This window comes from Mycoplasma sp. 1890 (assembly GCF_053851615.1).
This window is the reverse complement of the sequence record NZ_JBSQAZ010000003.1, coordinates 1-13,611: the sequence shown is the minus strand read 5'-3', so window position 1 is coordinate 13,611 and position 13,611 is coordinate 1. Positions and strand designations below refer to the sequence as shown.

Here is a 13,611-nt window from a genome sequence, read left to right as displayed (position 1 = left end):
TCGTTGTTTAAACCTAATTATTTTTTTAGTAATGAGTCGAATTTTTTTTGGGTTTCATTATCTATAGAAACTATTGAAACTGCTACGGCCCCAATTCCTGTATGAATAGAAACATCGGCTGGTAACTTGTATGTATAAATTGGAATCTGATCATTTATGATGTTTTTAAATTTTGTCAAAAGCTCCTCAATCATTTCATTATCTGAATGAAGAACAAAAAGCACTTTTCCATCAGGAGTGTCTTTGTTTTTATTTCACATATCTGTAACAGTTTTTTCAAGTGATTTAGTAAATACGCGCCCAATTGAATCCTTTTCTAATACACCATTGTCAAAAGCGATTAGTGGAACTATTTTTAATAATTTAGCTATTGCAGCAGCACCTTTTGAAAGCCTTCCACCTTTGACAAGAGCGTCGTTAAATTGTGGAATTAAGATTAATCTTTCATTATTTATTTCAAAATGTTTTATAGCATCTTTAAAAGAAACACCTGAATTAATTTGAGATTCAAATTTAAATAAATCTTTTAGAATCAAGAAGGAAATTCTTTTTGATTCAACAATATATACTTTGTTGTTATCTTGAAATTGTGTTTTAAGAAATGATGTTTGTGATGATAAAAATTTAGAGATAGGATAAACTAAAATTAAATCATACTCATTTAAGTATTTGTTTATCTCGATATCATTAATCGCTGGCGAAGAAGCTGCAGTGGTGGCATTAATTTTTTTATTTTCTCTTCACATTTTAGCATAATCATCAACAACAATGTCTCTTCCGATTTGATATGTTTTACCGTCTATTTCGCATTGCAATGGTATAAATCCTCAACCAAGCTCATTAGCCTGCTTTTCCGTTAATCCAGATGAAGAATCAACAATAATTTTTATTTTCATACATTCCTCCTAAAAAAATGGTTGTAGCAAAATAATTTAGTATTATATATAAATAATTTAAAAAAAAATTATAAAAACCCACAAAATAAGTTGATTTATTAAATTTTTTATATTTATATTTATGTTTGCCATTAGTACTTTTTCGTTTTTTAATTAGTATAAAAAGTTTTAAAAATTAAAAGTTAGCTATAATTTTAAAAATATTAAACAATAGAGTTTTAAAATAATCATAACCAAACTAGTTGGTCTTAACTTAAGGAGTTATTTACATTATGAATTTTTTAGAAGAGCTTAAAAACAGAAAAATACTAAATAATATTTCTAACGAAGAAAAGTTTTCTCAAATTTCTCATGATTCAGGAATTTATATTGGTTTTGACCCCACCGCCAAAAGTCTTCATTTAGGAAATTATTTGCAAATTGCTACCTTATTAAGATTTAAGAAACAAGGATATAAGGCTTATGCAATTCTAGGGGGGATTACTGGGATGATTGGTGATCCAAGTTTTAGAAAGAGTGAAAGAAGCTTCCTTGATCAAAAAACCCTTATCAGCAATAAGGAATCAATAAAAAAACAACTAGAAAATTTTGGTTTATCAGTGATTGATAATATCGAATTTTATAAAGATATGACGTTATTTGATTTTCTTTCACAAATAGGAAAAATGATAAATGTAAATTATTTATTAGAAAAAGAAAGTATTGCAACTCGATTGGATAATGGATTAACATTTACTGAATTTAGTTATCAGCTTATTCAAGGTTGAGACTTTAAGAACATGTTCGAAAAGTATGATGTGAAGATTCAGGCTGGTGGTTCAGATCAATGGGGTAATATTACAACTGGTCTTGAGTTTATTAGAAAAATTTATGGAGAAGCTGCTTGTGCGATTGCTTTAACAATTAATTTATTAACTGATGAAAATGGAAATAAATTTGGTAAGTCAACTGGCGGCGGCTCCTTGTGGTTAGATAAAAATATGACAACTCCTTATTCTCTATACCAATTTTTATTAAATCAATCAGATTCCAAAGTGGATGAATATTTAAAGACATTAACTTTTCTTAAATTAGATGAAATTCAAAATATTATGAGAGAGCATGAGCAAGCTAAATTTAAAAGAGTAGCGCAAAGAATTTTAGCATTTGAAGTGGTTAAGGATATTCATGGAATACAATATGCAAATCAGGCAAAAAAAATAAGTGAAATTTTATTTGCAAATAGTAAAGAGGAATTATTAATTAGCGATATTGAAATAATTAAAGAATCCCTTAAAACTTTTAGTGTTAAACACGGTACTAAATTTATTGATTTTATAAAGGAAAATAAAATCACTTCTTCAAATAGGGAAACTCGAGAATTTATAGCTAAAAAATCCTTTATGCTTGATAACGAGATTGTTGAAAATGAAAATATCGTAATTAATTTTGATAGATATGATAATAAGTATGCAGTCCTTAAAAAAGGAAAAAAAGAGTTTTTTATTTTAATAAATGCAAATTAGAAGAAAAAATATTCTACCCTTAAATTTAATTAATAAAATAAAATTTAATTTATTTGATTTGTTTTAGGCAGAATAGCAAAAGTACAATTGATATTTGCAAAAGATGGAAATTACTATTAAAGATTTTGCAGAAATAAAATAGAGGATGATTATAACATAAGATATTTTGGAGATAAAAGACTAGATAATTTTGAAAAATACAAAGAAATCTCGAACCTTAATTTTTTGTTGTTAACAAAGCCAAGAGTATATGCTGATTTTAGCTGTGAATAATTTTTTTGGATAATTTAAATATGAAGACAACTGATGTATGCGAGGCAATAATTTTCCAAACTTATATTAAGGTTTGCAAAAAATAGAATGCCTAGCAAAAATTTAGTAATTGCTTTTGTAATAATTTTTAGATTAAGAATATGTATTGCACAAGTTAAATAGCAATCCTTAGAAGCAAAATAGAAGTATTGATACTTATTTTAAATTGCTATTTTTTTAATACTTTTGGTAATAAAGCTCCTTGTTTTGAAAATATTGATATTAATAAAATTATTTTAGCTATTGAAAAACTGTAGATACGATGTTTTGCAATTAATTTACTAAGACAGCAAGATTAATTATTTTAAGGGTGATTGCTGAAAAAATTATTTTTGTTATAAAAAAGCATGTTAGGTGAAACATGCTTTTTTAAGATACAAGAATAACTATTTTTTAATTTCTTTCAATCTTGCGCTTTTTCCTTTAAGACCTCTCATGTAGTAAAGTTTAGCTCTTCTAACCTTATTTTTTCTAGTTACTTGAATAGCAGAAATTAAAGGAGAGTTAATTTTAAATACACGTTCAACGCCAATACCATATGAATCTTTTCTAACAGTGATAGATTTATTGATACCTTCACCATATGCAGCAATAACTAGCCCTTCAAATACTTGAATTCTTTCTTTATCGCCTTCTTTAATTCTAACGTGAACTCTAACTATGTACCCTTCTCTTATTTCGGGAAGATCTGTTCTAATTTGGTCTTTTTCTACAAGTTCTAATAAGCTACTTCTCATTTTTTATCCTTTCGATAATATCTTTACGATTTTTTAGTGTTTTTAAATAAGCATGTTTCTCACGTCATTCTTTTATTAGTTTATGATTACCAGAAAGTAATATTTCAGGAACTTTTAGTCCTTTATATTCTGCTGGTCTAGTGTATTGGGGATAGTCAAGTAGCCCTTCGTTTTCAAAACTTTCATTTTGATGGCTCCCCTTGCGCAAAACTCCGGGAACTAATCTAGCAACAGCTTCACAAACAACCATAGCTGCAGTTTCTCCACCTGTTAGAATATAATCTCCAATTGATAATTCTTCATCCACAAAATTTAAAACGCGTTCATCAAAACCTTCATAATGGCCACACACGAGTGTTATTTCATTATGCTTAGCAAGTTCGTGTGCTTTCATTTGGTTGAATTTTTGTCCTTGTGGACTAATTAGGATTTTATAACTATTGGGTAGTGTTTCAAGAGCGAGATCGATAGGCTCGACTTGTAGAAGCATTCCATCACCCCCGCCGTATATAGAATCATCAACCTTATTTCTTTTTTCTTTTGAAAATTTTCTAAAATCAATAATATTTAATTCTAGGTGCCCAAGACGTATTGCTTTGCCTATAACACTATAGGTTTTAAATGCTTCAAAATGTTCTGGGAATATTGTGAGAATGTTTATTTTCATAACTATTTGTTTTTTGATTCGATGTATTTTTTGTAGAAATCGTTCTTCTTTAAAAGAGTTCTAACTGTCTCAGTAGGCTTTGCTCCGTTGTTTAAGTATACAGTTGTTAATTCTTCATTTAGATATAAATTTTTTGTATGAGGATCATAGTATCCTAATTCATCAATAAATTTTCCATCACGTGGTGCTCTAGCATCAGAAGCAACAACTTTATATGTAGCATGGAATTTTTTTCCGGTTCTTTTTAGTCTTAATTTAACCATAAGTATTCCTCCTTGAAGTTTTTATATATTTTTAGTATATTTAAATTTTAATAAAAAAATTTTAACATAAAAAAATAAATGTTAAGTAAAAATGCTTAACACTTTAATTTGATTTTTATATTTGATATAAGCAAAGATGATTTGTATTATTTAGTTTTATAGTTTTAAAAACTATAAATAGTATAATTATTATTATGAACAAAGAATTATTAAAAGAAAAATTAAACTATTCATTTGCACCATATTCAAAGGTTAAAGTGGCAGCTTTAGCTATTGATAAGTTGGGCAACGAATATTATGGAGTCAATTGTGAAAATGCTGCGTATCCTAGTGGGCTTTGCGCTGAAAGATCTGCACTTTTTGGTTCGGTAGCATATGGCGCAGAAGTGGGGACATTTAAGGAAATACATATAATTAGCAATTTGAATAAAATATTATTCCCATGCGGTGCCTGTCTACAAGTAATGTCTCAATTTTTAGATAAAGATTCCAAGGTAGTATTGCATTCTACTGATCTAACTGAGGAAAGACAATTTTCGATGAATCAATTAATACCTAGCGCAGTAAAAAATGAAGACATTATCCACGCTGCAAAATAAAATGGGGATTTTATGGAAACTGAACATGTTTGCGATTTAAAACATCTTGATTTGCATGGAAATAATTTTGGAGAAGAAATTTCTTATTATTTAGAAAAATTTTCAATATCACAAAAAGAATTGGCACAACGTTTGGGGCTTAGTGCTCAATATGTCTACATAATTATTAATAGCAAAACGAATGTTAATTTAAGTATTGCGATTATTGAAGGCTTGGAAAATGTTTTTAATTTGGAATTAGGTACGCTATCTGAGGTTTATTCAATATATGCTAATAAGGAAAAATCTAATCTACAAGATGCTGAAAAACTTTTGGTGCAATATGGAGAGGACTTTATCATTAAGAATCCAAGTTTGCCACTGGTAAGTAATATTAAATTAACAAAGGATATGCCTATTAGCAAAAAATTGATGATTATGAATAGGTTTTATGGCGTTGCTAATTTAGATAATTATACCCAATATTTGCGTGAAAATGCACTAGCAGATGAAAGTATTTATGCCAACCCTAATAGTAAGGTTTGAATTAGATTTTGTGAGTTATCAGTTTTGGAAACAATTAGTACTAAAAAAATTGGTGTTTTTAGAAAAAATAATTTTGAAGTTGTGTATAAAAGAGTTGTTAAATTAATATGCGCTAAAAATTTAAACTTTAAAAATAAAATTGATGAAATACAAAATTATTTATTGACTAAAGGAATTATTTTGATTACAATGCCTTTTATCGAGAATAGCGATATTGCGGCCATTACTTTTCAAAAAGGAGCTAGAAGACTTATATTTGTTTCGGATATTTTCAATTGTGAAGCATTTATTTTTAACTATATTTTGCATGAATTAACACATTGTTTTTTTGTTAATAAAAGCGAAAATGAAATTGATGATATTTATATTGAGGCATATCATAAAATTAAGTCTGAATATAATTTTAAATATGAGGGTATTGATGATGCTCTATTGGCTTTTGACAAGTGTAGTGCAGTGCAACATGATGATCGCAAGGGTGAGGTTTGCGATATAACTAAGAAAGTTTTTTATAAATACGAAAAAGTTTCTTTTAGTTAATATTTCTTGTGAAATATTCATTAAATGAAATAATTAAGAAATAAAAATAGGATCTGACTTAATAGATCCTATTTTTATTTAATTGTCTAAATCCAAATAAATATACTCAGTGGCCTCAGTGTTCATTTTCCCATTAACAATTATATCTAGGCATTTTACAGAATATCTGATAGCAGGTTGCTTCTTTTCAAGACCTTCAAGCACAAATTCCATTTCTATAACATGACCAGAAAGATATTTTAAGTTTCCTAATGTTGATGTAAAAGATAAATATTTTTTAAAATTTTCATTTGCTTTAACATTTTCGAACGTTCTTGAAGGGTCATTAGCAGCTTTTGATGTAATTCCCCTATCAATTGGATAGGAATCAGCTCTAATTTTTTGCAATATTTTCATTAATTCTTCACGAGGTAACTTTTTACCTTCATTTGTTAGGGTATATGAAAATGAGTTTTTTATTTCGCCTAATTGTGAAGTCGTTAGAAGCTTTGCTTTAGGACGTTTTAAAGGGTTTATTTTGCCTGTTGCATTATTTTGACTTTTGTCAGGCAAAAGCTGATTGTTTTGGCTATTTGTCGGTCCTCCACACGAAACAGCTATTAGCGGAAATACGATTCCACTAAATGAACTAAATATTAGAAATTTTTTTATCTTTTTCATATCTATATTATACCACTCCATTTTTTAATGTTTTAAATTAATCAGTTTGCAATTTGACTATTCCATTAGCTTCTTCTTGATAATTTCTATCGACACATTTTATAGTGTATTTAATTATTGGTGTTTGTCCATCAAATGCCAGTTTGAATTCATATATATGTGCTGAACCTAAACCATTTAATTTATGATATTTAAATGAAAAGTTTTTTTTAAATTCAGCATCTCAATTAATGATTTGAAAAGTATTTATTTTAGTATTATATTTTGATTTTGTAAACTTATCTCATAAGGCATATAATTTTCCTTCTTCATTTAATTTTTTGCCCTCGGGTTTTAATGTGAATTCAAATTTGTCTTTTATTTCTTGGATTTGTGAGTCGGTTAATAATTGTACTTTTGGTTTATTTGGATTTTTTTTATCAAAATTACATGACAATGTAACAATTGGCAGTGCGAGGATAGAACTAGTAGCAATTATTGATAAGAATATTTTCTTCTTATTTTTAATCATTTTTTTCTCCTTATTTAATTTTTATATCTTGTAAATAATTTAAGTTATTTCAACCAAGTGGTTTAATGATGTTATTTTGATAAATAATTTTAGAAAAGCTATTGATGTTAATTTGATTTATAAGATTTATTGAATAACTAATTAGATTATTAATTTCATTAATAAGTTTTAATTGGTTTTCTACTTCTAAATTACTTAGATAAGTGATAAATAATGTTTCTTGTGTTTTGCTCAAACTATTTTTGAGATTTATATTATTATTCACTAAAAAATTATGCAATGAAATAATCTGTTCAAAACTAGTTAAATAATCTTTCTTATTTTTAGATATAAGGTCAATTAATTTATTTAAATTATTTTCAAAATTTGTTAATTGTTTGTATAAATATTCTGGTGTTGTTCCCTGGAATAGTTTAAATGTAGATTTTTTGTATATTGATTTATTTCTCTCAAAAAATTCTTGATATTTTTCAAAGTTATCAATTTTAGTTATATCTATGTTTAGCCGGCGGTCGATAGAATTAAAAATCTTTTTAATCAGCAGTATCCTTTTGTTAATAAATTGATTATCCTTGGTGATCATTATAGGAATATTTACATAAATATTTTCATTTGAATTAGATGTTTTATAAAAATTATCAATTATATTTCTTAGGTTAGTTTCAATAAATTTAAATCAATTTGATTTAATCTTGTCTTCAACAAAAACAATTAATGGATCATTTAGTCTATTTTTATTTTGGTATTGGAATGTATCACTTAATTTTTTATTATTCGCTCCAAAAATAATAGGCTTCGATATTTGATTATATGCATCCTTTAGTTCACTTATTCCAATAGCTTCATTAGAAGCTAAAATATCAAGATTTTCTGGTGCTTGACTTAATCATAGATTTTTGTCATCCTCAATTAGGCCATACTGGTTTATTAGGTTGTTAAATAATGATTGAAATGTCAAATTATTTTTGCTAAGTTCTAGTGAGTTATTATCTTTTAATCCATAATATAGTTTCATAAAGTTTTTATTCATATATTTCGTTTTTATATCAGGATTTTGGTTGATGATAATATTGTTGTTAATTGAATATCTATTATAATTTTTTTGATATGAAAAATTATATTTCTTATAGTTTTCAAGAATATAGTTTTTTTCATCTAAATTAAGGTCTTCATATTCTATTTTTGAAATAATATTTTGCTTAAAAGCATTTAATGATTGGAGTGAAAACGTAGATTGCGATAAGGGCAACGAGTTGTATTGAATGATTATTTCTTTAAGATTATCATCTTCATTTTTTTGATAGTTTTTATTTATTTTTAAGGTAGTTTCATTGGCATTCATATGCGAAATAAAATAATTACTTGCATAAAATCTGTTTTGGTAGGTTTCACCATAATTAAAAAATCAATCAAGATTTTTTAAGGGATCTTTGTAACTTGATTCTATTATTTCATAAGGAATTGCATCTAGATAATTTTGAATAATAAGGATATTATCAAATATTTGTTTTAGATTTTTAAATGATCCGTCCCTTGTTTTAATAGTAATTTTATTATTATCAAAATTAAGTAGTGCATCAACATCAATATCATTTTGAATTAGGTAGTTATATAAATCGAAACCATCATTTTTTTGTAGTTTTTTATTGTTATATTTTGAAAGATCAATCTTATGCTTTGCAGCAAAAGAGTGGCGATATTCTTTGTTTCGTAACAATTTTGATAATAACCCCAGTTTAAATGATTTGTGGTTAATATGGTTATTGGTATTTATAATATTGCCTAGGTAATTAATCCAAACATTGTCTCTATTTTTAATTTCTATTATAACTTTATTTGTGTTATTCAAATCTTTAGCAAAGTTTGGGTTATTTATTGATTTGATATCGCTCGAAGGAACAAATAGGAAGGGTGAGTTAAAACCATTACCCTTATCCTTTTTAGGCTTAAAAATACCATTTTCTGGTTTGTTTGATTCATTTTCATAATCTACAATATCAGTATTATCATTGCTATATTCATTAGTGCCTATTGGTGTTGTGATATTAATTTTGTTGGCCCATTCTAATTTATAATGAAGTTCTGAGGGAGCTAAAACAATATTGTCTCTAAAATCAATTAAGGGCTGTTGGCTTGATTTTATTCGTATTAGTTTTGCTGCTGTTGCTAGGTTAATTTTGTGAATATTTTTACTAGTATAGTTATCATCAAGGTAGCTAAAGCTAGCATAATCATTACCATAATTATTTTTTTCAATGAAACGATATTTATTGGTGTTGAAATTATTTTTTACACATGATATTGTAATAATGGGCATTAAACTGATTAACGGTGTTAATAAAATCATTTTTTTGTTCATTTTATTTCCTCCCTTAGTTTGTTTAAACATGACTATGAAAACTTAAAAGCATTATTGTTGTGACAATAGAAGCAGCAAAAATTATTAATGTTCGATATAAAGTTTTAGTATCTTTGTTTCTTATATGAATAAATTCAGGGACTAGTTCAAAGATAGCGGTAAATATGATAATTGCGCCTCCAAAAATCAATAATGAGGATTGTATTCATTTTAAATCATCGTTTATGAATCGCCCAGTAAATGCTCCTAAAAAAATGAAGGGGATTATAAGTAAAAAAGTTATGAAATTATATAAAACTGCCTTTCCTTTTTTTTCTCCATATTGAATTTGACGGAAGTATATGATTGTGACTTCAATAAGGATGTGGATGGTAAATGTTATTAGTAGAGTAAGTGAACTTGAAAAAGTATTTTGAGTAAATATTATTTTAAATATTGAATATCCAATAAAAAAACCATCAATTATTCTGTGACTTAATAACATAACAATTGCTAATCAAGCTGCTTTGGGGTTATCAATATCTTTAAATGAAATTAGGTGATCTGAGTGGTTATGTTCTTCATGACTTTTATGAGGATCTATTTTAGATTTTCTAATAAATAAATACCTTCCTGCAATAACAACACTAAAGCCTATTAATGCACTTATCCCGAGAATACCGACAGTTACTAGTGTCCTGTTTATTTCTGAACCAAACTTATTTGGGCCATCATGTGTAAAATCGATAGCAATTTTATATCCTTCTCGCAAAAAACCGAATGCTCCAATCATTAAAAACATTCCAGTTGAAAAAGCGTACATATAAATAATTGCATTACCTTTTTTTGCTTTTTCAGATGGCTTTATAAACGAAAGGAGACCTAATAATATGAGTGGTAAAATCATTAATATCGGGATATAAACTAGTATATTTATGAATATGGTTAATTCTATATTGTTTTCAAATGCAGTTCCCACGTTATTTATTATCATATATTTACCTCCTTTCACAATGTTTATTAATTCGTAATTTTGTAATAATTATACAATATTTTTATAACTATAATATAAAAAAAAGTGATAAAATTTGTATTATGAAAATAAGAAAAAAGCTATTAAATTTGTTATTAATTTCTCCTATTGTGGCAATTCCTTTTGCAGTTTTAAGTTGTAGTCAAAATATTAAAAAAGAAGTATATTTAGATATTGATAAGGTATCGAGAGTATTTTTGAATAGATTAACTCTTAGCCAAATAGCCTCAATAGAAAAAGATGAACATATATTTTATTGATTCGATAAGAATGGCCGCCATAATTTTGATGCAGTAAAGATAGAAAACAAAAAAATGTACCTACTTAATAAAAATGAATGGGTTGAATATAAACCGGATTTTCCATATAGAAATAATTGAAAGCAGTTTACTACTGGTAATAATAATATTCGTATATTCGATTCAGATGAAAAGAGTGATATTAATAGCTTTTTGAATGAATATTCGTTTGATGATGTTGACTCAGCAGGTTCTTTTAATGACGAATGATTTACAACTTTATCATTGATATTTGGGAAAGATTTTAATAGAAATAGGGACCCCTATTTTGAGGACATACAGACAGTAATTTTTAGATTGAACCAAGATATTGATTTGAATTATTCTATAATGAATCGTAAATATCTTATTAATGCTAAAAAACATAGGGTATTGTTTTCAAATTGAATTCAACCTCAATATATACAAGCAAAATCTTTTTTGTCAAATGAACATAATGAGATGAGATCAACATTTGTAAAACTATTAAAACTTTATTTAAATAAGTTTAACGTTGATGTGGCATCAATCGATATTGATTGAAGCAATAGCGAAATAAAACATTCATACTCTGGAGCTACAGATTATATTTCCTTTGAGGTAAGTAGTATTAAGGATTGAAACGGTCAAGAATTAATAAAATCTAAAAATAAGAATAAAAAGTATTATTTAAATGGCTTCAGAAATTATGCCACAAATGGAAAATTTGGGGTCGGAACTAAAGGAATAAAAGAAGAATATCCATTATTTACTGATTACGTCGAAAATCCCCTTTTATTCATGGATGGAAAGAGATATCTAACAATTATTGATAATATTAATCACTTCATAAAGTCATCAGGTTCAAAAGATTATTGAAATGCCAAAGGTTTGATGAATTTATTTTGAAATCTAAAAGATGAGATCTTTGTAATAAAGATTCCAGAATATAGAAAAAAAGAAGATCTTGAATATAAAATAGTTGATTTTGAATTTACTGATTATTTTGACACTAATCAGGTTTTTAGAGCAATTGTTCAGGTTACTAAGAAAGATGGCACAAAAAAGAAATATTCCTGGTTAAGTTCTAACTTTGATGATCATGGACACAGATTAAAGGGGTTGATTACTAAAAATAAAAATAACGCAAATATTTTACCTGAGGATATTTATTCATTTAAACCAAGTAATAATGGGATAAAAGCTGGCATAAAACTTTCGGATTTTGTTAACAGTAACAAGGATTCAGCGTTTATTGAAGGGCTTAATGAAGCATCAAATAAGATGGATAAATTGTTTAATTATTGAAATAACGATAGTAGACAAAATTTTGATGTTTCGCTTTTAGATAATAATTCATATCAAGTCAAGGTGCTTGAAGCATATATTAATAACTATTTATTAGCTTATGCTCTAGAAAATAAACAAGGCAAAACATTAGATGGTATAAAGAGAATTGAACTTAATTTAAAACCAGAAAAAAATAAATTAGGTCAATTATATATTGAATTAAATTTTATTTCATTTAATAATCCGTCTGATTTTAAGTATAAATCAAAAAATGATAAAGTTATAGCAAAGGCTTCTGTTTATTGAAATTATTTTAAGGGCTATGATGTTCAAAAATCTAATGATATATTTACACTTATTAATTTTGAAAGGTTGGTATAACTAATGAGGATCAAAAAAATTTTGACTAGTTTTTTGGGATTATCTTTATTTGGATTGCCTGCTATTTCAATCTCATGTATAAGATATCCAAATGATTCAGAAAATGTATCATTAAATGAATCGATAGAAAATAAGAGTAACATTGTTGAGATAAAACTTGAAAATAAACCAACACTTGAAATAAAAAAAATATACGATAATGAACTCTTGAAATTATTTTTAGAAGTTAAACAGACGTATCGAAATTATCGTAAGCGATATATTAGAATTATAAGAAGAATAGATGCTTTTAGAAACAAGGTTGCTGCATTAATTATCGACCAAGGAAAACCTGAGAATTCAAAAAAAATTAATGATTTTTTTGTTAAATGATTAGAAGAAGCAGGTAAACAAAAAACAAGTTTAGCTAAACTTTTAGATAAATATCAACTAATTTTTCAAGATGTTGATGCCGTTTTGAACGATGTTAATTTAGTTTTTGATAATCAACAGTTTATTAAATTTATCGAAATTATTGATAAGAGATTGAGTGGAAAGGATATTAATCTTGGTGAGCTGCAAAAGTCCATTATCGATGCCTGAGATTTTTTAAGAAAGAATGTATTTAATGAAAAAAAAGTTTCGAAAATAGAAGATCTTGACAAGATAAATATCGAGAGTGACAAAAATTCTCATACTCATTCACATGCCATTGTTAATCTTACCTTTGAAATGGGGTTATGGCATTTATTGTTAAAAAAGAGTGTAAAGGATCAAAAAATAATAGGTGAATTAAAAAAAGATTTTAAAGTTTTAAAAGAAAATGTTATTGACAACATTGGCCAAAAAAACTATGAATCAGATTATAATTTTTTAATTAAACTATTTAGTGAAAATATGGATTTTAACAAATCTAATAATCTAATTAATGATGAATATCAAGCCAAAGCTAAACAAATTATGGAAAGTATTAAGAAAATATTGATTGATGTTGCTAAAAAGGAAGGTATATCTGATAAATTAAATCTTAATTAATTGAATTTTTTAAAAAAATAGGCCTAAGTGATATGTACCCTCTTTACTGGACAAATAAAAACCAGTAAGGAGGGTTATTTTTA

General features: G+C 26.5%; 13 protein-coding genes. 5 read left to right on the top strand and 8 right to left on the bottom strand.

The window, feature by feature from the left end:
• Nucleotides 1-17 precede the first annotated feature (17 nt).
• On the bottom strand, nt 18-896 hold the full coding sequence (locus ACWXVO_RS01065) for a DegV family protein (protein WP_438340761.1): 879 nt from the start codon (nt 894-896) through the stop codon (nt 18-20).
• A gap of 272 nt (nt 897-1,168) precedes the next feature.
• Here ACWXVO_RS01065 and tyrS point away from each other — a divergent pair, with 272 nt between their 5' ends.
• Nucleotides 1,169-2,401: a tyrosine--tRNA ligase gene (tyrS, locus tag ACWXVO_RS01060; protein ID WP_456002017.1), complete on the top strand. Its 1,233-nt coding sequence runs from the start codon at nt 1,169-1,171 to the stop codon at nt 2,399-2,401.
• 698 nt (nt 2,402-3,099) lie between these two features.
• On the opposite strand, the gene rplS is transcribed toward tyrS, so the two are convergent.
• The 3 genes from rplS to rpsP are packed head-to-tail and all read right to left on the bottom strand — an operon-like array spanning nt 3,100 to nt 4,380.
• Nucleotides 3,100-3,450 (bottom strand): 50S ribosomal protein L19, encoded by a 351-nt coding sequence (gene rplS, locus ACWXVO_RS01055; protein WP_438340763.1) that lies wholly within the window; start codon nt 3,448-3,450, stop codon nt 3,100-3,102.
• Nucleotides 3,440-4,117 (bottom strand): tRNA (guanosine(37)-N1)-methyltransferase TrmD, encoded by a 678-nt coding sequence (trmD, locus tag ACWXVO_RS01050; protein ID WP_438340764.1) that lies wholly within the window; start codon nt 4,115-4,117, stop codon nt 3,440-3,442. Before trmD ends, rplS begins: the two co-directional genes overlap by 11 nt.
• Nucleotides 4,118-4,119: 2 nt before the next feature.
• Complete coding sequence (gene rpsP / locus ACWXVO_RS01045) at nt 4,120-4,380, bottom strand: 30S ribosomal protein S16 (RefSeq protein ID WP_438340765.1); 261 nt, start codon at nt 4,378-4,380, stop codon at nt 4,120-4,122.
• Nucleotides 4,381-4,574: 194 nt separating this feature from the next.
• On the opposite strand from rpsP, the gene ACWXVO_RS01040 reads away from it, so the two are divergent.
• Nucleotides 4,575-4,979 carry a cytidine deaminase gene (locus ACWXVO_RS01040; protein WP_438340766.1) on the top strand — a complete coding sequence of 135 codons (405 nt, stop codon included), beginning with the start codon at nt 4,575-4,577 and terminating at the stop codon, nt 4,977-4,979.
• A 12-nt stretch (nt 4,980-4,991) separates the two neighbouring features.
• Nucleotides 4,992-6,044, top strand: coding sequence for a helix-turn-helix transcriptional regulator (locus tag ACWXVO_RS01035; protein WP_456002014.1), 1,053 nt, complete (start codon nt 4,992-4,994; stop codon nt 6,042-6,044).
• 78 nt (nt 6,045-6,122) lie between these two features.
• On the opposite strand, the gene ACWXVO_RS01030 is transcribed toward ACWXVO_RS01035, so the two are convergent.
• From ACWXVO_RS01030 to ACWXVO_RS01015, 4 genes are read right to left on the bottom strand one after another with little or no spacing between them, the layout of a single operon-like run.
• Nucleotides 6,123-6,704, bottom strand: a complete 582-nt coding sequence (locus ACWXVO_RS01030) for a hypothetical protein (RefSeq protein ID WP_455994546.1) — start codon at nt 6,702-6,704, stop codon at nt 6,123-6,125.
• A 37-nt stretch (nt 6,705-6,741) separates the two neighbouring features.
• Nucleotides 6,742-7,215 carry a hypothetical protein gene (locus tag ACWXVO_RS01025; protein ID WP_444705090.1) on the bottom strand — a complete coding sequence of 158 codons (474 nt, stop codon included), beginning with the start codon at nt 7,213-7,215 and terminating at the stop codon, nt 6,742-6,744.
• 10 nt (nt 7,216-7,225) lie between these two features.
• Entirely contained in the window at nt 7,226-9,574 is a 2,349-nt protein-coding gene (locus tag ACWXVO_RS01020) for an OppA family ABC transporter substrate-binding lipoprotein (protein WP_456002011.1), read from the bottom strand.
• 22 nt (nt 9,575-9,596) lie between these two features.
• The gene (locus tag ACWXVO_RS01015; protein ID WP_444705092.1) at nt 9,597-10,547 is read right to left on the bottom strand and encodes a hypothetical protein; all 951 of its coding nucleotides are present in this window, start codon (nt 10,545-10,547) and stop codon (nt 9,597-9,599) included.
• A 101-nt stretch (nt 10,548-10,648) separates the two neighbouring features.
• Between ACWXVO_RS01015 and ACWXVO_RS01010 the strand changes: the two genes are divergently transcribed.
• Both ACWXVO_RS01010 and ACWXVO_RS01005 read left to right on the top strand, forming a co-directional pair.
• On the top strand, nt 10,649-12,514 hold the full coding sequence (locus ACWXVO_RS01010) for an MAG3240 family lipoprotein (RefSeq protein ID WP_456002008.1): 1,866 nt from the start codon (nt 10,649-10,651) through the stop codon (nt 12,512-12,514).
• A gap of 3 nt (nt 12,515-12,517) precedes the next feature.
• Nucleotides 12,518-13,528, top strand: coding sequence for an HxHSH motif-containing lipoprotein (locus ACWXVO_RS01005; RefSeq protein ID WP_438340773.1), 1,011 nt, complete (start codon nt 12,518-12,520; stop codon nt 13,526-13,528).
• Nucleotides 13,529-13,611 lie beyond the last annotated feature (83 nt).